The organism is Pseudoxanthobacter sp. M-2, assembly GCF_046156265.1.
In the GTDB taxonomy this organism is placed as follows: Bacteria; Pseudomonadota; Alphaproteobacteria; order Rhizobiales; family Segnochrobactraceae; genus CAMDHY01.
Genome location: NZ_JAWDIR010000033.1, coordinates 90,187 through 109,817, shown reverse-complemented (window position 1 = coordinate 109,817; position 19,631 = coordinate 90,187). Strand labels below are relative to the sequence as shown.

Below are 19,631 nucleotides of genomic sequence, written 5' to 3'. Positions count from 1 at the left end.
CTCCACCGGACGGGGTTCTTACGGAAGGCCCCACACGCGGAATCGACTTGCGTGCCGCGGCGATCGGCGGGACGCTCTCTCCCGAGGCGCGCGAAGGCGCCCGACGGGAGGGATGGAATGCGGCGCACCTCGGTAGTGCTGGCCGTCGCCGTGGCGGTGGGCATCGGTCAGGCGGCGCTCGCCGCCGATACGCCGACTGTCCCGACGGTGCCGGAAACCCCGGCCGAGGCGGCCGACACGCCGGCCGAGCCGGTGGTCGAGCAGGCGGCAATCGACGCGCTGAAGGCGATGGGGACCTACCTGCGCACGCTGAAGGCGTTCGAGGTCACCTCCGACTTCACGCTCGAGGAAACCCTCGACGACGGCCAGAAGATCATGAACGCCGGCTCGGCGGCCTATCTCGCGCGCCTGCCGGACCGGCTCGCCGTCGCCCTCTACACCGACACGTCCGAGCGGCAGTTCTTCTATGACGGCAAGACGCTGACGATGTACGGGCCGAAGATCGGCTACTACGGCAGCGTGCCGGCCCCGGCGACGATCGCCGAGACGCTGGAGATGGCCTACGAGCGCTACGGCATCGAGGTGCCCCTCGCCGACCTGTTCCTCTGGGGCACCGATGAGGACGGCACCGCCGACCTCACCTCCGCCTTCTTCGTCGGCGTCTCGCAGATCGGTGACGTTGCCTGCGACCATTACGCCTTCCGCCAGGAAGGCGCCGACTGGCAGCTGTGGATGGAGCCGGACGACACGCCGCTGCCCTGCAAGATCGTTATCACCGCAACCGACGACGAGACGCTGCCACAGTACGTTTCCCGGCTGACGTGGACGCTCGATCCGCCCATCGACGAGGCGGCCTTCGTGTTCACGCCGCCCGAGGGTGCCCAGCAGATCCCGCTCAAGGAGGTGCCGCCGGACGGCGATGCCGCCGGCGGCGATCAGGACGGTTGAGGGAGGGCGAGACATGGAACTCCGAAACAGGCATCGGATCGAATCGCGATCCCTCACCGGCGCCCGCGGCGCGCGGGCGGCGCTGACGGTGCTGGTGGCCACGCTGTTCGTCGCTGCCACCGCCCTGCACGGCACGGCCGAGGCACGGGGTGGCGGCGGTCACGGTGGTGGCGGCAAGGGCGCCCGCGTCAACGTCAACAAGGGCCACGGCGGCGGCCATAACAAGGTCAATGTCAAAAAGACCACGAACGTCAAGGTCACCAACAAGAAGACCGTCAACAAGGGCTCGCCGCCGAAGGGCAATCATGGCAACAACAACAAGGGCCATGACAACCGCGGCAATCACGGACACCACGGCAACAACAATCACTACAACTACCGTCACGACGTCTATCACCACCACAACAACAACTACCGTTATGATTACGGCTGGGGGACAGCCGGGGCGGTGGCGGCGGGCGTGGCGGTCGGTGCGACGGCGGTGGCGATCGGCTCTGTCGCCTACGCCCTGCCGGCGGGTTGCTCGTCGGTGCAGGTCAACGGCGTCATCTACCAGCAGTGCGGGAACACCTGGTACCAGCCGCAATACTACGGCAACAGCATGAGCTACACGGTCGTGGCTCGCCCCTAGCTTGCCACGCCGACGGCCGGCGCACCGAAAGGCATGGTGCGCCGGAACAAATTCGCTATGATCCCGCCGGGGTTGGCGAGGTCCGCGAGGGGCCGTCCGCCGCCTGCTCCGGGAACCGGGGCAACTGGGTGGACGTTCCGGACGTGTGTATCGTTCGGGCAAATGGTGCGGAGTCGGGCCGATGAAGGCGTACGCGTTGCGGTCGCAGGGGCAGGGGCGGTCGGCGAGGATCGTGGCGACGCTGGCCGTGTCGGTGTCGGCCGCCGCGCTGGTGGCGATGGGCGCCGACGGTGCCGCGGCACAGTCGAGCAACGTCCCCGAGATCACCATCGTCAAGCCGCCCGGCGGCTACGGCGCCTACGGCCAGAACCTGCCCGGCGTCTACATGACCACCGGTTCCGGCATCTCCACCGGCCCCGAGCCCGGATCGCCGACCCCGGCCTATTCCTGGGTCGATCCGATGCCCGAACTCACCTACGACCAGAATCCGGTCGGGTGGGTCGATGGCTGGCACGGCGGCGTCGGCAACGGCATCCCGTTCTGAGCCCCGCCTTTCCAGGCTGACGCTCTGGAGCGCTTCTGGCCTGGCGGCCCTCCGGCCGCGCGCCTTGAACGCTTGAACGCCGGCGGCGCGCGGACTAGGGTCCGCGCCGCTCGCGGTCGGCCGTCCCGCCCGCGGGGCCAGACCGCGACCACGCGCCGACACCGGCTGCACATCCTCAGGGGACCGTCATGGGCTTCATCGCCGACGCGCTCGCGCGCGTTAAGCCGTCCGCCACGCTCGTCGTCACCACCAAGGCGGCGGAGCTGAAGCGCGCCGGCCGCGACGTCATCGGCCTTGGCGCCGGCGAGCCTGACTTCGACACGCCCGAGAACATCAAGGAGGCGGCGATCCGCGCCATCCGCGAGGGCAAGACGAAGTACACGGCAGTCGACGGCATCCCCGAGCTGAAGGAGGCGATCGCCGCCAAGTTCAAGCGCGAGAACCACCTCGACTACAAGCCGAGCGAGATCACCGTCGGCGTCGGTGGCAAGCACGTGCTGTTCAACGCCTTCATGGCGACGGTGAACCCCGGTGACGAGGTTGTCGTCATCGCCCCCTACTGGGTGAGCTACCCGGAAATGGTGCTGCTCTGCGGCGGCACCCCGGTGATCGTCACCGCCGGGGCCGAGAGCGGCTTCAAGGTTGATCCGGCGGCGCTCGAGGCTGCCATCACCCCGAAGACCAAGTGGGTGGTGTTCAACTCGCCCTCGAACCCGACCGGCGCCGCCTACACGCGCGCCGAGGTGCGGGCCTTCTGCGACGTGCTGATGCGCCACCCGCACGTCTGGGTGCTGACCGACGACATGTACGAGCACCTCGTCTATGACGGCTTCGAGTTCACCACGCCGGCCGAGGTCGAGCCGGCGCTGAAGGAGCGCACGCTGACCGTCAACGGCGTCTCCAAGGCCTACGCGATGACGGGCTGGCGCATCGGCTACGCCGGCGGGCCGGAAATCCTCATCAAGGCGATGGCGAAGGTGCAGGGCCAGTCGACGACGAACCCGTCGTCGATCTCGCAGTGGGCGGCGGTCGAGGCGCTCAACGGCCCGCAGGACTTCATCCCGAAGAACGCCGAGCTGTTCAAGGGCCGGCGCGACCTCGTGGTGTCGATGCTGAACCAGGCGAAGGGCATCGAGTGCCCGCGCCCGGAAGGCGCCTTCTACGTCTTCCCGTCCTGTGCGGGCACGATCGGCCGCAAGGCGCCGTCGGGCAAGGTGATCGAGACCGACACCGACTTCGTCGGCGAGCTGCTCGAGACCGAGGGCGTCGCGGTGGTGCAGGGCTCGGCCTTCGGTCTCGGCCCGGCCTTCCGCATCTCCTACGCCACCTCGACCGAGGCCCTCGAGGAGGCCTGCAAGCGCATCCAGCGCTTCTGCGGCAATCTCACCTGAGACGGACGGTCTTCCTCCCGCCGCAGGAGACGGATAATCGAGAGGCAGCCGGCGATGCGCGCCGCCGATTCGGGGAACCGAAGCGGGGGCCGCGGGTTGTCGCCGGGTACCCGATCACCGTCGCCGGGGGACGGCCGCGGTGCCGGTTCGTGACCAGAGCCGAATTCCCAGGGAGAATGTCATGACGTTCCGCACTGCCGCCGCTGCCGCGAGCCTCGCGCTCGGCCTCGCCTTCGCCGCCTCCCCCGCCGCCGCCGCCCAGGTCGGCGTTCTGAAGTGCTCCGTCGCCGGTGGCATCGGCTTCGTCTTCGGGTCCTCGAAGGACCTCACCTGCGTGTTCGAGCGCTCGGACGGCGGCCCGAACGACCACTATGTCGGCTCGATCTCCCGCTTCGGCATCGATATCGGCGTCACCACCAAGTCGGAAGTGATCTGGGGCGTCATCGCCGCGGCCCCTCCCGGCCCGAAGGGCCTCGCCGGCACCTATGTCGGCGCCTCCACCGAGGCGACGGCCGGCGTCGGCGTCGGCGCCAACCTCCTCGTCGGCGGCTTCAACAAGAGCTTCTCGCTGCAGCCGCTCAGCGTCTCCGGCCAGGAGGGCGCCGACATCGCCCTCGGCATCGCCGGCCTGGAGCTGCGCGCCGCCAACTGAGGCTTGTGACGGCGGGCGCTCGCCGCCCGCCGCCCGCCTCCCTCGACAGGACGACCGCGAGCCGCTATCGCGGTCGTCATGCTCGTGCTCGCGATCGACGCCTCGCTCGGCCCGGTCTCCGCCGCCGTCCACGATACGGCGAGCGGGCACTCCGTCGCGCACCGCGATGACGCCGCCGACGGCCGCGCCGAACGGCTGCCGAAGCTCGTCGCCGACCTCCTGACGGAGGCGCGTGCCACCCCTGCCGAAATTGATCGTATTGCCGTCACCGTCGGGCCCGGCGGCTTCACCGGCGTCCGCGTCGGCATCGCCTTCGCGCGCGGCTTCGCCCTCGTCCACGGCACGCCCGTCGTCGGTGTCGATACGCTGACGGCGCTCGCGCTGTCCGCCGAAGCGCCAGACGCGGGCGTAATCGCCTTCGTGCAGGGCCGGAGAGGGCACTTTCTGGCGCGCCGCTTCGACCGCACCGGCGCGCCCCTCGGCCCTGTCGAGGACATCGCCGCAACCGCGCTCGCCACCCTCGCGCCCGATGCCATCCTCGCCGGACCCGAGGCGAACCGCCTGGCACCCGGCCGGCCGGCCATCACCGCCATGTCCGTCGTGGCCCTCGCCCGCCACGCCGCCAGTCTGGACCCGGCCGGGCATCCGCCGGAGCCGATCTACGCCGCGCCGCCCGATGCCATCGCGCCGGCGCCGAGCCGTCTGCTCGCGGTGCCGGTGCCGGCGCGCGCGGACATGCCCATCCGGCCGGCACCGGCCACATCGACGATCGGGGAGCAATGACGGCATGTCGAGCCTGTGGTGGGACCCGTCCGGCTGGCCGATGTCGTGGTGGCCGATGTCGTGGTGGCCGGCCGGGCCGCCGCCGCTGATCGATGCCGCCGCGCCCGCCGACGCCCCGGCGCTCGCCGAGATCCACGCCGCCTGCTTCGCCCGCGGCTGGAGCGAGGCCGAGCTCGAGGCGCTCGTCGCCGATCCGGCCGTCGATACGCAGGTGGCGCGACGGGCGAGCCCGTTCGGCACCCGCCGGCCCGTCGGTTTCGCCCTCTGCCGCCGCGCTGGTGACGAGGCGGAGGTGCTGACGGTCGCCGTGTCGCCACACTGGCGCGGCCGCGGCGTCGCCACCGAACTCACCGAGACGCTGCTGCGGCGGCTCTACGCCGAGCGCGTCGCGGCGGTGTTCCTGGAAGTCGACGCCGGCAACGTCCCGGCGCTCGCCCTCTACCGGCGACTGCGCTTCCGCCAGGTCGGCGAGCGGCGTGGCTACTATGCCGGATCGGGCGGCGGCCACGCGCTTGTCATGCGCTGCGATCTCCGTTAGGCCGAACCGAGGCGGGGAGAAACGCCCGCGAAGCGATCGCGGCGCAGACCACCCCGTTCGAGCCGCCCGACGATCGCAACGGACCCCGCCACGTGAGCGATACGCAGTATTCAAAGCCCCCCGCTGAGCAGCCTCTCGAAGAGGTGTGCGTCGCCAAGGGCATGCGGATGACCGACCAGCGTCGTGTCATCGCTCGCGTGCTGCAGGCGGCGATCGACCACCCCGACGTCGAGGAACTGCACCGCCGCGCCAACGCGATCGACAACCGCATCTCGATCTCCACCGTCTACCGCACGGTGAAGCTGTTCGAGGATGCCGGCATCATCGAGCGCCACGACTTCCGCGACGGCCGCTCCCGCTACGAGACGGTCAATGACGAGCATCACGATCATCTGATCGACGTGCGCTCGGGCGAGGTCATCGAGTTCCGCAGCGAGGACATCGAGCGGCTGCAGGAGCTCGTCGCCCGCGAGCTCGGCTTCCAGCTCGTCGGCCACCGCCTCGAGCTCTATGCGGTGCCGCTCGGCGAGGACAAGAGACACCGGTGAGCCGCGCGCTCGGCGTCGTCAGGGCCGTCGGCACGATCGCCGGCCTGGCGCTGACGACGGCCGTGCTGTTTCCCGTGCAGTGGGTGCTGCTGAAACGCGACTCGTTGCGGGCCGGCGCGCCGCCGTGGTGGTGGCACCGCGCCGCCGTGCGCCTGCTCGACCTGCGGGTCGAGACGCGTGGCGCGCCGGTGCCGGCGCGGCCGTTGCTGATCGTCGCCAACCACGTCTCCTGGCTCGACATCGTCGTGCTGGGCTCGCTGATGCCGCTCTCCTTCGTCGCCAAGGCGGAGGTGGCCTCCTGGCCGGTGTTCGGCTTCCTCGCGCGGATGCAGAGGACGGTGTTCGTCGATCGCACCCGCCGCACCGCCACCCGCGGCGCCGCCGGCGACATCGCGGCGCGGCTCCGGCGCGGCGACCCGATGGTGCTGTTCGCCGAGGGCACGTCGTCGAACGGCGGCGAGGTGCTGCCGTTCCGCTCGGCGCTGCTCGGGGCGGCCCGTCACGCCCTCACCGGCGACGGCCTGCCGGCGATGGTGCAGCCGGTCTCGATCGTCTACACGCGCCGCAACGGGCTGCCGCTCGGGCGGCGCGGGCGAACGGCGATCGCCTGGTACGGCGACATGGAGATTGCCGGCCACCTCTGGGGCGTCCTCACCGACGGGGCGATCGACGCCGTCGTCAGCTTCGGCGAACCGATCGCCTTCGGGCCGGACAGCGACCGCAAGCGTGTCACGGCCGCGGCGGAGGAGGCGGTGCGGGCGATGACGGCGGCCGTCCTCGCCGGCCGCCCGCAGCCGGCGGTTGCGGTGCCCGGCCGATAGGCGCCGGGTGTTGCCGTGCCGCTATTCTCAAAAGGGCCGAAACCGGTTACAGCACGGAACAGTTCGGCGACGGCTCGACGTCGCCACGGGGCGATGATTTCAAGGGTGCGCCTGCCTCCGCGGCGCCGCCTCGGAACCGTTGCCGAGACCCCCGGTTGATGAGCGGCGTGCGCAGCGTCTACGTCAAGACCTACGGTTGCCAGATGAACGTCTACGATTCCGATCGTATGGCGGATGCGCTGGCGCCCGAGGGCTACCGGTCGGTGGACAGCCCCGACGGGGCCGACCTCGTCATCCTCAACACCTGCCACATCCGCGAGAAGGCGGCCGAGAAGGTCTATTCCGAGCTCGGCCGGCTGCGCGTCCTCAAGGAGCGCGCCGCCCGCGAGGGTCGCACGATGACGATCGGCGTCGCCGGCTGCGTCGCCCAGGCCGAGGGCGCCGAGATCATCGCGCGCGCGCCCACCGTCGACCTCGTCGTCGGGCCGCAGACCTATCACCGCCTGCCCGAGCTCGTGGCGCGCGCTCGCCGCGGCGAGAAGGCGGTCGACGCCGAGTTCCCGGCCGAGGACAAGTTCGCCCACCTGCCGGCGGCGGAGCGGCGCCAGACGATTGCCCGCGGCGTTACCGCCTTTCTCACCGTGCAGGAGGGCTGCGACAAGTTCTGCTCGTTCTGCGTCGTCCCCTACACCCGCGGCAGCGAGACCTCGCGGCCGGTTTCGGCGATCGTCGCGGAGGCCGAACGGCTCGCCGAGGCCGGCGTGCGCGAGGTGACGCTGCTCGGCCAGAACGTCAACGCCTATCACGGCGCGGGAGCGGACGGCCGCGACTGGGGTCTCGGCGACCTGTTGTTCCGCCTCGCCGCCATCCCCGGCCTCGACCGGCTGCGCTACACCACCAGCCATCCTCGCGACATGGACGACGCGCTGATCGCCGCCCACCGCGACCTGCCGCAGCTGATGCCCTACCTGCACCTGCCGGTGCAGGCGGGCTCCGACCGCGTGCTGGCGGCGATGAACCGGCGCCACACCGCGGCCGAGTATCTCGCGCTCGTCGAGCGCATCCGCCGCGCCCGGCCCGACATTGCGCTCTCCGGCGACTTCATCGTCGGCTTCCCCGGCGAGACCGAGGACGACTTCAAGGCGACCCTCGCCCTCGTCGACGCGGTCGGCTACGCCTCGGCGTTCTCCTTCAAGTACAGCCCGCGCCCCGGCACGCCGGCGGCGGAGCTGTCGGCACAGGTGCCGGAGGCCGAGAAGGCCGACCGTCTCGCCCGCCTGCAGGCGCTCATCGCCGACCAGTACACGGCCTTCAACGCCGCCACCGTCGGCCTGACCGTGCCGGTGCTGTTCGAGAAGCCCGGCCGCCGGCCCGGCCAGCTCGTCGGCCGCTCGCCGTGGCTGCAGGCCGTGCACGTCGACGCCACCGAGACCTCCGCCCGCATCGGCGCGATCGCGCCGGTGACGATCACCGCGACGAGCACCAACAGCCTGGCGGGTCGCCTGGCCGTGGGGGCGGACCGCCAGACCGAGGATGCCGCGTGAGTGCAGACCGCACGCTTCCCCCGGCCGCGCCGCGGCTGGTGCCGGCCTCCGACATCACCCATGCCGTGCTCGCCTTCGACGACAACCGCATCGTCGGCGAGCTCTTCGGCCAGTTCGACCAGAACCTCGCGCTGATCGAGGCGCGGCTCGGGGTCGAGGCGGTGGCGCGCGGCAACCAGGTGACGATCAAGGGCCCGCACGACGCCTGCGAGCAGGCGCGCCACGTGCTGGAGACGCTCTACCAGCGCCTGCAGCAGGGCGCCGAGCTGCACCCGGCAGACGTGGAGGGGGCGATCCGCCTTGCGGTGGCCGACGTTGCGCAATTGAACCTGCCGACGCTCGAGCCGAAGACGCGGATGTCCTACTCGCAGGTGTCGACGCGCCGGCGCACCGTCGTCGCCCGCACCCCCGCCCAGGACGCCTACCTGCGCGCCATGGACCGCGCCGACCTCGTCTTCGGGCTCGGCCCGGCCGGCACCGGCAAGACCTTCCTCGCCGTCGCCTACGCGGCCGCCCTGATCGAGCGCGGCGACGCCGCCCGGCTGGTGCTGTCTCGCCCGGCGGTGGAGGCGGGCGAGCGCCTCGGCTTCCTGCCCGGCGACATGCGCGAGAAGGTCGACCCCTATCTCCGGCCCCTCTACGACGCCCTCTACGAGATGATGCCGCCCGAAAAGGTCGAGCGCGGCCTCGCCTCCGGCATGATCGAGGTGGCGCCGCTCGCCTTCATGCGCGGCCGCACCCTGCAGAACGCCATCGTGCTGCTCGACGAGGCGCAGAACTGCACCTCGATGCAGATGAAGATGTTCCTGACGCGCCTCGGCGAGAACTCGAAGATGATCGTCAACGGCGACTCCAGCCAGATCGATCTGCCGCCGGGGCAGGTGTCGGGCCTTGCCGAGGCGGCGGACCTGCTCACCGGCGTCGAGGGCGTCGCGATGGTGCGCTTCACCGCCGCCGACGTCGTCCGCCACCCGCTCGTCGCCCGCATCGTCTCCGCCTACGACCGCGCCGGAGCCGCCCGCACGATCGAGCGCGGCCACGGCGCGCCGTCGCCGTCGTGAGCGCCGCGACCAAGATCGGGGCGGCCCGCGCGGCCGCTCCCGCAGAGATCGCCGTCGACGTGGTGGTGGACGCCGACGGCTGGCCGCCGGAGGAGGATCTCGTCGCCCTCGTCGAGACCGCGGTCGCCGCGGCCGCAGCGCGCGCCGAGCTCGAGGAGGGATCGGCCGAGGTGGTCGTCGCCTTCGCCGACGATGGCCGCGTGCGCGAACTCAATCGCGACTTCCGCGGCAAGGACAGCGCCACCAACGTGCTGTCGTTCCCGGCGCCGGACGGCCTGCCGGGTCCCGGGCCGCGCGCCCTCGGCGACGTCATTCTCGCCCGCGAGACTGTCGCCGCGGAGGCGGCCGCGGAGGGCAAGACGCTCGAAAATCACGTCCGTCATCTCGTCGTGCACGGATTCCTGCATCTCTTGGGTTATGATCACGAGACGGACGCGGAAGCCGAGCGGATGGAGCGCCTCGAGACCGAGGTGCTGGCGTCTCTCGGCGTCCCCGATCCCTATGGAAGCACGGAGGCGGATTGAGATGCCGGCGGCGGCACGGGGGCGAGGTATCGAGCCGAGACCCTGCGACGGCCCGGCGGATCGAACAGAGGCATGACGGAAGACCCATCGAGTAGCGCCGCGGCCGGTCTCCCGGTCGCGACGAGCGCACCCCCGCCGCCCGCCCCTCCGGCGGGCGCGGCCCCCGACCAGCCGGCCCGCCGCGACGGCTGGCTGGCGCGTCTTCGGTCCGCCCTGGCGCGCCGCGGTGGCGGTTCGCTGCGCGAGGATCTCGCCAGCGCGCTGGCCGACGATCTCGGCGATCCCACCACCTTCACGCCGCGCGAGCGTGTGCTGCTGCAGAACATCCTGCGGCTGCGCGAGGTTCGCGTCGACGACGTCATGGTGCCGCGCGCCGACATCCAGGCGGTCGAGGCCGACACGTCGATCGCCGAGCTACTCACGACCTTCAGCGCTTCCGGCCATTCGCGCCTGCCGGTCTACCGGGAGACGCTCGACGACCCGATCGGCATGGTGCTGATCAAGGACGTGACGGCGAAGATGGTCGCGCTGGCGACCCTGCCGCCCGAGGACGCCTCGGAGGCCGCCAGCGGCGGCACGCGCTTCGACCTCGCGCGGGTCGACCTGTCCCGCCCGCTGTCGGCGACGAAGCTGGTGCGACCGGTGCTGTTCGTGCCGCCGTCGATGCCGGCCACCGACCTGATGGCGAAGATGCAGTCGGCGCGCGTGCAGATGGCCCTCGTCATCGACGAGTACGGTGGTACCGACGGCCTCGTCTCGCTGGAGGACCTCGTGGAGACCGTCGTCGGCGACATTGAGGACGAGCACGACGTTGACGACGACGAGGCGACGATCACGCCGGCCGGCGAAGGCGCCTGGATCGCCGACGCCCGCGTCGACCTCGAGGCGGTGCAGGCGGCGATCGGCCCCGACTTCGACCCCGGCGAGATGTCGGAGGAAGTCGACACCGTCGGCGGACTGGTGTTCGCCATACTCGGCCGCATCCCGGTGCGCGGCGAACTGATCTCGCCGCAGGCACTGCCGGGCTTCGAGTTCGAGGTGCTCGATGCCGATACCCGCCGCATCCGCCGCCTGAAGATCGCCCGGCGCCGGCCGGACGGCCGCTCCGACGCGCGCCGCCGCGGCGGCCGCCGGGGCAGCGACGTGGCGGCTCCGGCCGAGGCGTGACCCCGACGTCACCGGACCCGGCCGCGGCATCGGATCGGTTCGGCGCCGGGCGGCTGGCGACGCGTCTCGCCGCCCGCCCAGCCTTCGTCCGCTTCGCGGTGGCGGCGGTGGCCGGCGCCGCGACGGCGCTGGCCCAGGCCCCCTTCGATCTGCTGGCGATCCTCTTCGTGGCGCTGCCGGCTCTGGTGGTGGCGCTCGACGCCGCCCTGATCGCGGCGCCCGACGGCGTCCGGCGGCTCAGAGCGGCCGCCGCGGTCGGCTGGTGGTTCGGCTTCGGCGCGCTGTTTTCCGGGCTGTGGTGGGTCGGCGCCGCCTTCCTGGTGGAGGCCGAGACCTTCGCCTGGGCGCTGCCGTTCGCCGTGACGGCGCTGCCCGCGGGGCTCGCGCTGTTCTATGCGCTGGCGACGATGCTCGCCGCGCTCGCCTGGTGGCCGGGCGCGCCGCGGGTGCTGTCGCTCGCGGTGGCGATCGGGCTCGCCGAATGGCTGCGCGGCCACGTCCTCACCGGCTTTCCGTGGAACGGCCTCGGCACGGCGTTCGCCGCCGGCGATGCGCTGATGCAGTCGGCCGCCCTCGTCGGTGCCTACGGCCTCGCGCCGCTGACGGTCGCGATCTTCGCAGCCCCCGCCGCCTTCCTCGGCCCTGCCGGCACCCGCCGCGGCGCCGTGGTGCTCGCGGTCGTCGCGGCGGCCGGCTTCGGCGGTCTGGCGCTGTGGGGCCACCAGCGCCTCGCCGCCGCTGCCGTCGGCGAGGTCCCCGGTCTCGCCCTGCGCATCGTCCAGCCGGCGATCGACCAGAGCGAGAAGTGGGTGCCGGAGAACCGCTGGATGATCTTCGACACCCTGCTCGGGCTGACCGGCGCGCCGCCGCCGCCCCCGGGGGTGACGCGGCTCGCGATCTGGCCGGAATCCTCCGTGCCCTTTCTGCTCGAGCGCTCGCCGCTCGCCCTGCAGTCGGTGATGGCCGAACTGCCGCCCGGCGGCTGGCTGATCGCCGGCGCAGGGCGGGCGGGGGTCGATCGGGCCGCTCCCGACGCGACCCCGCCGATCTATAATTCCGTTCTGGCGATCGACGAGACCGGCGCGACGCGGGCCTTTTACGACAAGGTCAAGCTCGTCCCGTTCGGCGAGTTCCTGCCCTTCCAGGACACCCTCGGCCGCCTCGGCATCGTGCCGGTCGCCTACCTGCCCGGGGGCTTTGCCGCCGGCACCAGCCGGGCCTCGATGGCGCTCGGCGGCGCCGTGCCGCCCTTCGTGCCGCTCGTCTGCTACGAGGCGATCTTCCCCGGTCAGGTGCTGGGGGAGGGGGCGCGGCCGGCGTGGATCCTCAACGTCACCAACGACGCCTGGTTCGGCGACACCCCCGGCCCCTACCAGCACTTCCGCCAGGCCCGGCTGCGCGCCGTCGAGGAGGGGCTGCCGCTTGTGCGCGCCGCCAACACCGGCATTTCGGCGGTGGTCGACCCATACGGGCGCGTGGTTTCGTCGCTGCCGCTCGGCACGCGGGGCGTGCTGGAGGCGGGGCTGCCCGTCGCCGTCGCGCCGCCGCTCTACGCGCGCACCGGTGACTGGCCGTTTCTGCTCGCGAGCGCGGTCGTCGCAGCGGCGCTGGCGAGCCGCCGTCTCCGCAAGCTCTGATTGACTTGCAAGGCGAAGCGGGAACATTATCCCTCCGCACGACGGTGGCTCCGCAACAGGATAGGGGTCACCGAAGGGCGCCTGCTCGGCGAGGGGGGAGCGGGTCTGCGGGCCTAGGATAGGCGTCGGGACGGCAGGGTCGACTGCGCACGTGTCGTGCGCGGTCTCTGCACGTATTCTGAGGATCTGTTCCACATGGCCAGCAAGAAGTCCCCCAACCCGATCGATACGCACGTCGGCAGTCGCGTCCGCATGCGCCGCATGATGCTCGGGATGAGCCAGGAAAAGCTCGGGGAAAGCCTGGGAATCACTTTCCAGCAGATCCAGAAGTACGAGAAGGGCACCAACCGCATCGGGGCGAGCCGCCTCCAGCACATCGCCACGGTGATGCAGGTCCCGGTCGCCTACTTCTTCGAGGATGCCCCGACGACGCCGAGCGACACGCCCGCGGGCTTCGCCGAGGATCGGCCCGGTGCCTATGTCACGAGCTTCCTCACCTCTACCGAGGGTCTCGCGCTCAACCGCGCCTTCGTGCGCATCAAGAGCCCGCAGGTGCGCCGCCGCATCGTCGACCTCGTCGAGTCGGTCGCCGACGCCAGCTAGGGCGCCCGTCTCCCGTCCATAGGGTCTTTCCGCTTCCGTCGGCCGCCAGGCGGGCGACGGGGACAGGCGCTCGCCTGCGCGTCCGGCCTGCCGCCGGCACGTCGGCGGGAGTTCAAGATATAAAGATAGCTTTATATCCGACTTGAACGCCTCCCGCGGTTGATCTATTGGACGGGTGGCGCCGCGTCTGTGTGGTGCCCGTGTTTCGGCGCGCCACCGGCGCGGCTCGAACGCCGTCAGCAATCGCGGGGGAGCTGCTCGCCGTGTCCCGTCCGAACTATCTGTTTACGAGCGAATCCGTTTCCGAGGGTCATCCGGACAAGGTCTGCGACCGCATCTCGGATACCGTCGTCGACGCGTTCCTCGCCGAGATGCCGGAAGCGCGTGTCGCCTGCGAGACGCTCGCCACCACCAATCGTGTCGTCATCGCCGGCGAAGTGCGCGGGCCGGAGACGATCACCGGCGACTATCTCGCCCACCTCGCCCGGCTCGCCATCCGCGACATCGGCTACGAGCAGGACGGCTTCCACTGGAAGACCGCCGACATCGCCGTGCACCTGCACGCGCAGTCGGCCGACATCGCCCAGGGCGTCGATGCCGCCGGCAACAAGGACGAGGGTGCCGGCGACCAGGGCATCATGTTCGGCTATGCCTGCCGCGAGACGCCGGACCTGATGCCGGCGCCGATCTACTACGCCCACAAGATCCTGAAAGTGCTGGCCGAGGTCCGCAAGTCCGGCCGCGAGCCGGCGCTCGGCCCGGACGCCAAGAGCCAGGTGACGGTCGCCTACGAGAATGGCCGGCCGGTGCGCGCCACCCAGATCGTGCTGTCCACCCAGCACCTCGACGAGAACCTCTCGTCGGCCGACGTGCGCGCCATCGTCGAGCCCTACATCGTCGCGGCCCTGCCGGAAGGCTGGACCGGCAAGGAGACGAAGTGGCACGTCAACCCGACCGGCAAGTTCGTCATCGGCGGTCCTGACGGCGACTGCGGCCTGACCGGCCGCAAGATCATCGTCGACACCTACGGCGGGGCCGCCCCGCATGGCGGCGGCGCCTTCTCCGGCAAGGACCCGACGAAGGTCGACCGCTCGGCCGCCTACGCCGCGCGCTACCTCGCCAAGAACGTCGTCGCCGCCGACCTCGCCGACCGCTGCACGATCCAGCTCGCCTACGCCATCGGCGTCGCCGAGCCGCTGGCCGTCTATGTCGACCTGCACGGCACCGGCAAGGTGGAAGAGGCGAAGATCGAGAAGGCGGCCCGCGAGGTGATGAACCTGACGCCGCGCGGCATCCGCGAGCACCTCGGCCTCAACAAGCCGATCTACGCCCGCACCTCCGCCTATGGCCACTTCGGCCGGCAGCCCGAAGCCGACGGCGGCTTCTCGTGGGAGAAGATGGACCTCGTCCACGCCCTGCGCGACGCAGTCGCCTGATTGCGCGCTCCGCGACGCAGTTGCCTGATTGCGCACTCCGCGACGCGGTTGTTTGATTGCGCGCTCCGCGACGCGGGTGCCTGATCTTGATCGCCTGACCCTCGCCGCCTGACCCAGTCGCGACCGGCGGCCCCACCGTCCGCCGAGCGCCGAAAGAGACGACGATGAACGACGATCACGCCGGCGCGGCCCCCCGCGCCGGCGCCTTTTATGGCCGCCGCAAGGGCCGTCCCCTGAAGCCCCGCCAGGCCGACGTCACGCAGACGCTGCTGCCGGCGCTCAGGCTCGACCTCGCCGCGCCCGCGCCCTCGGACCTCGCGACGCTGTTCCCCCGCCCCGTCTCCCGCGTCTTCCTGGAGATCGGCTTCGGCGGCGGCGAGCACCTGCTCAACCTCGCCGCCACCGAGCCCGACACCGGCTTCATCGGCTGCGAGCCCTTCGTCACCGGCATGGCGAAGGCGCTGTCGGAGATCGGCCATCGCGGCATCGATACGATCCGCCTCCACCCGGACGACGCCGTCGCCGTGCTCGACTGGCTGCCGGACGCCTCCCTCGATCGCGTCTACCTGCTCTATCCCGACCCGTGGCCGAAGAAGCGCCACTGGAAGCGCCGCTTCGTCTCCGCCGACACCCTCGACCGGCTGGCGCGGGTGACGAAGCCGGGCGCCGAGTTCCGCTTCGCGAGCGACATCGACACCTATGTCGACTGGACGCTCCAGCACGTGCGCGACCACGGCGCCTTCCGCTGGATGGCGGAGACGGCCGACGACTGGCGCCGCCCCTGGGCCGGCTGGCCCGGCACCCGCTACGAGGCGAAGGCGCTGCGCGAGGGCCGGCCGCCAGCGTATCTCAGGTTCGTGCGGCGATAGGGGCGGACGGGCCGAGGGTGCCGCTCGGGCAATTCCGCCGCCCTCAATCTTTCCGTGCGGCCCGTGAAAATCGGCTACTGATGCCGTCACGCCTGTGCCGCCGCCGCCGGACCCCCGTCGGGACGCGCGTGCGCGAAAGGTCTGCCCAATGACATGGCTGGTGAGGACGGCCGCGATCGCTGCGATCGCGCTGACGGCGTCTGTGAGCGTGGCGGAGGCGGCGCGCTGCGACCTGCGCATGCTGAGGGGCGTGTGGACCGGCTCGTCCACCCTCGGCACCAAGCTGGCCGACCACTGCACGATCTACATCGCCCAGAACGACGGCCGCCTCGACAACAGCATCTGCACGGGCGTCGTCATTCTGCCCGTCAAGATCGTCAGCGGCCGGCTGCACATCAGCCGGGACTGCCGCATCTCCGGCAAGCTCACCTTCGACAGCCAACTCGTCGGCAAGCAGAAATTCGACGTCTCGGGCAAGCTCGATCCGAAGAGCCGGCTGATCTCGCTGAAAGGCAGGAAGGGTGAGCGCATCGACCTCCTGCGCTTCGCGCTGGAAGAGCGGCCGTAGCTCAGCGGGCGGAGCGTGCGGCGGCAAGGGTGCCGCCGACGCTTCAGCCGTCCCGCCTCAGTACCAGATGCGGACGAAGTACGTTCCCTTCGAGCCGCTGGCGCCGCCCTGCTGCACGACCTTCAGCTTCCTGCCGCCGGCGATGCGCAGGATGGCGTAGTTCTCGCCGTCCGGGCCGCTGAGGCGGGCGAGCACGCGGTCGCCGGCGGTTGTGTTGCCGGCCTTGACGTTGCCGTCGCTGTCGGTGCCGACCCAGGAGATCGCGCCGGAATAGCGGTCGCGGGTGACCAGCGCCGAGAACACCATGCTGCCGCCGACCGGCTTGCCGTCGATGCGGGCGGCGATGTCGATGCGCACCGGCACGTCGTCCTTGGGGATCGCGAACTCGAAGCCGGACTGGTTGGAATACTGGGTGAACTCCAGCGCCTTGTAGCCGGGCTCGGCGGCGAGGGCGGGAGCCGACACGCCGGCGGCCAGTCCGGTGGCGAGGACGGCGGCGAGCGCCGCGGTGGCGGTGAACGTTCGGAACCGGTGCATGGAGAACCCTCGTCGGATGCGCCCGGCGGGCGCCGGGCGGTGGCGCGGCGCGCCGATGACGAAAACGCCGGCTGCAGCCGGCGGTTGCGCCGCCGTCTATCGCCGGCGATCCGTTAAGGGTCGGTGTGCGGCGCGCACGTTCCGGCGGCAGCGCTTGCCGCGCGCCGGATGATTGGCTGGAAGGCCGTCCGCCTCAGCGGCGGGCGGCTGCCGGCTCCTCCTCGGCGATGCCGGCGATGCCCGCCTCCCAGCCGAGGATCGCCCGCTTGCGGGTGAGGCCCCAGTGGTAGCCGGTGAGGTCGCCGCTCTTGCCGAGCACGCGGTGACAGGGGACCACGAAGGAGAGCGGGTTTCGCCCGACGGCGCCGCCGACCGCGCGCGCCGCCGTCGGCCGGCCGATGTGGGCGGCGACGTCGGAATAGGTGGTGGCGGCGGCGAACGGCACCTTCAGGAGCGTCTCCCAGACGCAGACCTCGAAGTCCGAGCCGATCAGCACGATCCTGAGCGGCGTGTCCGGCCGCCAGCGCTCGCGGTCGAAGATGCGCGTCGCATAGGGCAGTGTCGCCCCGAAGTCCTCGACATAGGCCGCCCGCGGCCAGCGCGAGGCCATGTCGGCGAAGGCGCGGCGGTCGCCCTCGGCGTTGTCGGAGAAGGCGATGCCGCAGAGGCCGCGGTCGGTGATCATCACCAGCGAGCGGCCGAACGGCGAGGCGTGCCAGCCCCAGCGGATGACGAGGCCCTCGCCGCCGACCCGGAAGGCCCCCGGCGTCATCGCCTCGTGGGTGACGAACAGGTCGTGCAGCCGCGCCGGGCCGGAGAGGCCGAGCTCGTAGGTGGTGTCGAGCACGCTGGCGTCGGCCTTCAGCATCCGGCGGGCGTTGTCGAGCGTCAGCGCCTGCAGGAACTGTTTCGGGCTGAGGCCGGCCCAGCGGCGGAAGGTGCGCTCGATCTTCACCGGCGTGACGCCGACCGCCTGGGCGATCGCCTTCAGGTCCGGCTGGTCGCGCCATTGCGCGGAGAGATAGGCGATCGCCGCGCGCACCACGGCGTAGTCGTCCGGAGGCGGCGCGCACGGCACGGCGAGGTCGCAGCCGGGCAGGATCAACTCGGCTGCCGCGACGGGCTCGGGCGCTGCGATCGACAGGGTCATGACGCGAATCCTCCGGACGACGCCTGCACGCTATTCGCGCGCCCCTCCCGCCACCACCCGATTCCCGACACCCCGCCCGGCACACCCGGCGGGGGCGCGTTCAGGCGAGCGCGCGTCCGCTGCGCACGGCCCCGAGCGCCGCCCCGAGCGCCCTGGCGAAGCTCTCGCGCGCCTCGGGATCTAGGAAGGCGCCGATGTCGTGGCGCTGGCCGTGGGAGGTGAGCGCGAGGCCGACGACGCCCTCGTCCTCGACGCGGTCGACGACGAGGCGGGCCCAGTAGGGATCGAGGCGGATCTCGCTCGCCTTGCCGCTGGCGGTGACGCGGCGGATCAACAGCGCGCCGTCGCCGAGGCGGATCTCCTCATAGGCGCGGGCGGCGCGGTAGTTGGCGCGGAAGGCGGCCCAGACGATCAGGACGTCGAGCCCGAAGAAGCCGACCACCGGCCAGGCGCCCATCGCCATGAAGGCTGCGCCGCCGACGAAGCAGACGGCGCCGACGAGCGCCATGACGAACAGGAAGCCGTTCGGCCCGAGCGAGCGGTGCGGCGTCAGCACCGCATGGAACTCCGGGCGCGCGGCCGGCTGCGGCTGAGCGCCGTCCGGCATGTCCATCGCCTCGTTGTCGTTGCGCATGAGCCGCGAGTATAGAGGGGCCATGGGGATTGCAAAGCAGGCAGCGACAAAGCGCGCACCGGGCGCGGCGGGACCGCGCAAGCGCCGCGCTGCGAAACTCTATTCGCCCGCCGAGGTGGAGGCGATCTTCGCCCGCCTCGCCGCCGCCGACCCGGAGCCGCAGACGGAGCTCGAATACTCGAACCCGTTCACGCTGCTGGTGGCGGTGGTGCTGTCGGCGCAGGCGACGGATGCCGGCGTCAACAAGGCGACGCGCGGGCTGTTCGCCCTCGCCGACACGCCGGAAGCGATGGTGGCGCTGGGCGAGGAGCGGGTCACGGAGCTGATCCGGACGATCGGGCTCTTCCGCAACAAGGCGAAGAACGTCGTCGCGCTGTCACGCCGGCTGGTCGAGGAGCACGGCGGCGAGGTTCCGCACGACCGCGCCGCGCTCGAGGCGCTGCCGGGGGTCGGCCGCAAGACCGCCAACGTGGTGCTGAACGTCGCCTTCGGCGAGCCGACGATCGCCGTCGACACGCACATCTTCCGCATCGGCAACCGCCTCGGCCTCGCGCCCGGCCGGACGCCCGACGAGGTGGAGGCGCGGCTGATGGAGATCGTGCCGCCGGCCTCCCTGCAGCACGCCCACCACTGGCTGATCCTGCACGGCCGCTACACCTGCGTGGCGCGTGGCCCGAAGTGCGGCAACTGCCGCATCGCCGATCTCTGCAAGAGCCCCGAGAAGAAGCTCCCCGTCGCCGCCTGACGGCCCGGCGGCGACGTTCGGGTCAGCGCAGTCCGGCCCGCTCAGGCGCGCCAGAACGGCTTCTGGATCTCGCGGGCGGCCCAGGCGACGTCCAGGCCGGCGTCCGCGACGAGACGGGGGTCAGTGTCGAGCAGGCGACCGAGTTCGCGGCGCAGACGGGTGCGCTCCGACCACGTCGAGATCACACCGCCGCCATGGCGGCCGACATCGTCGAGCAGGGCCGAGACGGCGTCCGCGAGGGCGCGGGCGGGGGGGTTGGAAAGATGAGCTGACATCATGATTGGTGTTCCGATTGGATTT

Annotated in this window: 23 protein-coding genes; 19 read left to right on the top strand and 4 right to left on the bottom strand. The window is 71.5% G+C overall.

Annotated elements, in window-relative coordinates; all coding sequences use genetic code 11:
* The first annotated feature begins 117 nt into the window (after positions 1-117).
* From RUR49_RS15565 to RUR49_RS15480, 18 genes are all read left to right on the top strand, one after another.
* Complete coding sequence (locus RUR49_RS15565) at positions 118-948, top strand: DUF2092 domain-containing protein (protein WP_409147303.1); 831 nt, start codon at positions 118-120, stop codon at positions 946-948.
* Between the two features lie 13 nt (positions 949-961).
* Positions 962-1,579, top strand: coding sequence for a hypothetical protein (locus RUR49_RS15560; protein WP_409147302.1), 618 nt, complete (start codon positions 962-964; stop codon positions 1,577-1,579).
* 181 nt (positions 1,580-1,760) lie between these two features.
* Entirely contained in the window at positions 1,761-2,123 is a 363-nt protein-coding gene (locus tag RUR49_RS15555) for a hypothetical protein (protein ID WP_409147301.1), read from the top strand.
* Positions 2,124-2,311: 188 nt separating this feature from the next.
* Entirely contained in the window at positions 2,312-3,514 is a 1,203-nt protein-coding gene (locus RUR49_RS15550) for a pyridoxal phosphate-dependent aminotransferase (RefSeq protein WP_409147300.1), read from the top strand.
* A gap of 181 nt (positions 3,515-3,695) precedes the next feature.
* On the top strand, positions 3,696-4,166 hold the full coding sequence (locus RUR49_RS15545) for a DUF992 domain-containing protein (protein WP_409147299.1): 471 nt from the start codon (positions 3,696-3,698) through the stop codon (positions 4,164-4,166).
* Between the two features lie 78 nt (positions 4,167-4,244).
* A complete protein-coding gene (gene tsaB / locus RUR49_RS15540; protein ID WP_409147298.1) occupies positions 4,245-4,949 on the top strand; it encodes a tRNA (adenosine(37)-N6)-threonylcarbamoyltransferase complex dimerization subunit type 1 TsaB in 705 nt (234 codons plus the stop codon).
* Between the two features lie 4 nt (positions 4,950-4,953).
* Positions 4,954-5,487: a GNAT family N-acetyltransferase gene (locus RUR49_RS15535; RefSeq protein WP_409147297.1), complete on the top strand. Its 534-nt coding sequence runs from the start codon at positions 4,954-4,956 to the stop codon at positions 5,485-5,487.
* Between the two features lie 161 nt (positions 5,488-5,648).
* The gene (locus RUR49_RS15530; RefSeq protein WP_409147679.1) at positions 5,649-6,035 is read left to right on the top strand and encodes a Fur family transcriptional regulator; all 387 of its coding nucleotides are present in this window, start codon (positions 5,649-5,651) and stop codon (positions 6,033-6,035) included.
* Positions 6,032-6,856, top strand: coding sequence for a lysophospholipid acyltransferase family protein (locus RUR49_RS15525; RefSeq protein WP_409147296.1), 825 nt, complete (start codon positions 6,032-6,034; stop codon positions 6,854-6,856). The genes RUR49_RS15530 and RUR49_RS15525 overlap by 4 nt, the downstream gene beginning before the upstream one ends.
* 158 nt (positions 6,857-7,014) lie before the next feature.
* A complete protein-coding gene (gene miaB / locus RUR49_RS15520; RefSeq protein WP_409147295.1) occupies positions 7,015-8,400 on the top strand; it encodes a tRNA (N6-isopentenyl adenosine(37)-C2)-methylthiotransferase MiaB in 1,386 nt (461 codons plus the stop codon).
* A gap of 53 nt (positions 8,401-8,453) precedes the next feature.
* Positions 8,454-9,461, top strand: a complete 1,008-nt coding sequence (locus RUR49_RS15515; RefSeq protein ID WP_409147678.1) for a PhoH family protein — start codon at positions 8,454-8,456, stop codon at positions 9,459-9,461.
* Positions 9,458-9,985, top strand: coding sequence for an rRNA maturation RNase YbeY (gene ybeY / locus RUR49_RS15510; RefSeq protein ID WP_409147294.1), 528 nt, complete (start codon positions 9,458-9,460; stop codon positions 9,983-9,985). The genes RUR49_RS15515 and ybeY overlap by 4 nt, the downstream gene beginning before the upstream one ends.
* 72 nt (positions 9,986-10,057) lie before the next feature.
* Positions 10,058-11,152: a hemolysin family protein gene (locus tag RUR49_RS15505; RefSeq protein ID WP_409147293.1), complete on the top strand. Its 1,095-nt coding sequence runs from the start codon at positions 10,058-10,060 to the stop codon at positions 11,150-11,152.
* Positions 11,149-12,789, top strand: coding sequence for an apolipoprotein N-acyltransferase (gene lnt, locus RUR49_RS15500; protein ID WP_409147292.1), 1,641 nt, complete (start codon positions 11,149-11,151; stop codon positions 12,787-12,789). The genes RUR49_RS15505 and lnt overlap by 4 nt, the downstream gene beginning before the upstream one ends.
* A gap of 195 nt (positions 12,790-12,984) precedes the next feature.
* Positions 12,985-13,392 (top strand): helix-turn-helix domain-containing protein, encoded by a 408-nt coding sequence (locus RUR49_RS15495; protein WP_409147291.1) that lies wholly within the window; start codon positions 12,985-12,987, stop codon positions 13,390-13,392.
* A gap of 263 nt (positions 13,393-13,655) precedes the next feature.
* A complete protein-coding gene (metK, locus tag RUR49_RS15490) occupies positions 13,656-14,828 on the top strand; it encodes a methionine adenosyltransferase (RefSeq protein WP_409147290.1) in 1,173 nt (390 codons plus the stop codon).
* A 164-nt stretch (positions 14,829-14,992) separates the two neighbouring features.
* A complete protein-coding gene (locus RUR49_RS15485) occupies positions 14,993-15,697 on the top strand; it encodes a tRNA (guanine(46)-N(7))-methyltransferase TrmB (protein ID WP_409147289.1) in 705 nt (234 codons plus the stop codon).
* Between the two features lie 160 nt (positions 15,698-15,857).
* Positions 15,858-16,265: a hypothetical protein gene (locus RUR49_RS15480; RefSeq protein ID WP_409147288.1), complete on the top strand. Its 408-nt coding sequence runs from the start codon at positions 15,858-15,860 to the stop codon at positions 16,263-16,265.
* Between the two features lie 57 nt (positions 16,266-16,322).
* Here RUR49_RS15480 and RUR49_RS15475 read toward each other — a convergent pair whose 3' ends face one another.
* The 3 genes from RUR49_RS15475 to RUR49_RS15465 all read right to left on the bottom strand — a co-directional run bounded on the left by RUR49_RS15475 (position 16,323) and on the right by RUR49_RS15465 (position 18,559).
* Complete coding sequence (locus tag RUR49_RS15475) at positions 16,323-16,802, bottom strand: hypothetical protein (RefSeq protein ID WP_409147287.1); 480 nt, start codon at positions 16,800-16,802, stop codon at positions 16,323-16,325.
* 193 nt (positions 16,803-16,995) lie between these two features.
* Complete coding sequence (locus RUR49_RS15470) at positions 16,996-17,952, bottom strand: methylated-DNA--[protein]-cysteine S-methyltransferase (protein ID WP_409147286.1); 957 nt, start codon at positions 17,950-17,952, stop codon at positions 16,996-16,998.
* 100 nt (positions 17,953-18,052) lie between these two features.
* Positions 18,053-18,559, bottom strand: coding sequence for a DUF2244 domain-containing protein (locus RUR49_RS15465; protein ID WP_409147285.1), 507 nt, complete (start codon positions 18,557-18,559; stop codon positions 18,053-18,055).
* A gap of 49 nt (positions 18,560-18,608) precedes the next feature.
* On the opposite strand from RUR49_RS15465, the gene nth reads away from it, so the two are divergent.
* Positions 18,609-19,331 carry an endonuclease III gene (gene nth, locus RUR49_RS15460; protein ID WP_409147284.1) on the top strand — a complete coding sequence of 241 codons (723 nt, stop codon included), beginning with the start codon at positions 18,609-18,611 and terminating at the stop codon, positions 19,329-19,331.
* Positions 19,332-19,372: 41 nt separating this feature from the next.
* Here the strand turns inward: nth and RUR49_RS15455 are convergent, their stop codons facing one another.
* Positions 19,373-19,609, bottom strand: coding sequence for a hypothetical protein (locus RUR49_RS15455; protein WP_409147283.1), 237 nt, complete (start codon positions 19,607-19,609; stop codon positions 19,373-19,375).
* Positions 19,610-19,631: the final 22 nt, after the last annotated feature.

What these genes read in the sequence shown, in the direction of transcription:
- RUR49_RS15565 (WP_409147303.1), top strand. Translation starts at nt 118, where the DNA reads ATGCGGCGCACCTCGGTAGTGCTGGCCGTCGCCGTGGCGGTGGGCATC.
- RUR49_RS15560 (WP_409147302.1), top strand. Translation starts at nt 962, where the DNA reads ATGGAACTCCGAAACAGGCATCGGATCGAATCGCGATCCCTCACCGGC.
- RUR49_RS15555 (WP_409147301.1), top strand. Translation starts at nt 1,761, where the DNA reads ATGAAGGCGTACGCGTTGCGGTCGCAGGGGCAGGGGCGGTCGGCGAGG.
- RUR49_RS15550 (WP_409147300.1), top strand. Translation starts at nt 2,312, where the DNA reads ATGGGCTTCATCGCCGACGCGCTCGCGCGCGTTAAGCCGTCCGCCACG.
- RUR49_RS15545 (WP_409147299.1), top strand. Translation starts at nt 3,696, where the DNA reads ATGACGTTCCGCACTGCCGCCGCTGCCGCGAGCCTCGCGCTCGGCCTC.
- tsaB (WP_409147298.1), top strand. Translation starts at nt 4,245, where the DNA reads ATGCTCGTGCTCGCGATCGACGCCTCGCTCGGCCCGGTCTCCGCCGCC.
- RUR49_RS15535 (WP_409147297.1), top strand. Translation starts at nt 4,954, where the DNA reads ATGTCGAGCCTGTGGTGGGACCCGTCCGGCTGGCCGATGTCGTGGTGG.
- RUR49_RS15530 (WP_409147679.1), top strand. Translation starts at nt 5,649, where the DNA reads ATGCGGATGACCGACCAGCGTCGTGTCATCGCTCGCGTGCTGCAGGCG.
- miaB (WP_409147295.1), top strand. Translation starts at nt 7,015, where the DNA reads ATGAGCGGCGTGCGCAGCGTCTACGTCAAGACCTACGGTTGCCAGATG.
- RUR49_RS15505 (WP_409147293.1), top strand. Translation starts at nt 10,058, where the DNA reads ATGACGGAAGACCCATCGAGTAGCGCCGCGGCCGGTCTCCCGGTCGCG.
- RUR49_RS15495 (WP_409147291.1), top strand. Translation starts at nt 12,985, where the DNA reads ATGGCCAGCAAGAAGTCCCCCAACCCGATCGATACGCACGTCGGCAGT.
- RUR49_RS15485 (WP_409147289.1), top strand. Translation starts at nt 14,993, where the DNA reads ATGAACGACGATCACGCCGGCGCGGCCCCCCGCGCCGGCGCCTTTTAT.
- RUR49_RS15475 (WP_409147287.1), bottom strand. Translation starts at nt 16,802, where the DNA reads ATGCACCGGTTCCGAACGTTCACCGCCACCGCGGCGCTCGCCGCCGTC.
- RUR49_RS15470 (WP_409147286.1), bottom strand. Translation starts at nt 17,952, where the DNA reads ATGACCCTGTCGATCGCAGCGCCCGAGCCCGTCGCGGCAGCCGAGTTG.
- RUR49_RS15465 (WP_409147285.1), bottom strand. Translation starts at nt 18,559, where the DNA reads ATGCCGGACGGCGCTCAGCCGCAGCCGGCCGCGCGCCCGGAGTTCCAT.
- nth (WP_409147284.1), top strand. Translation starts at nt 18,609, where the DNA reads ATGGGGATTGCAAAGCAGGCAGCGACAAAGCGCGCACCGGGCGCGGCG.
- RUR49_RS15455 (WP_409147283.1), bottom strand. Translation starts at nt 19,609, where the DNA reads ATGATGTCAGCTCATCTTTCCAACCCCCCCGCCCGCGCCCTCGCGGAC.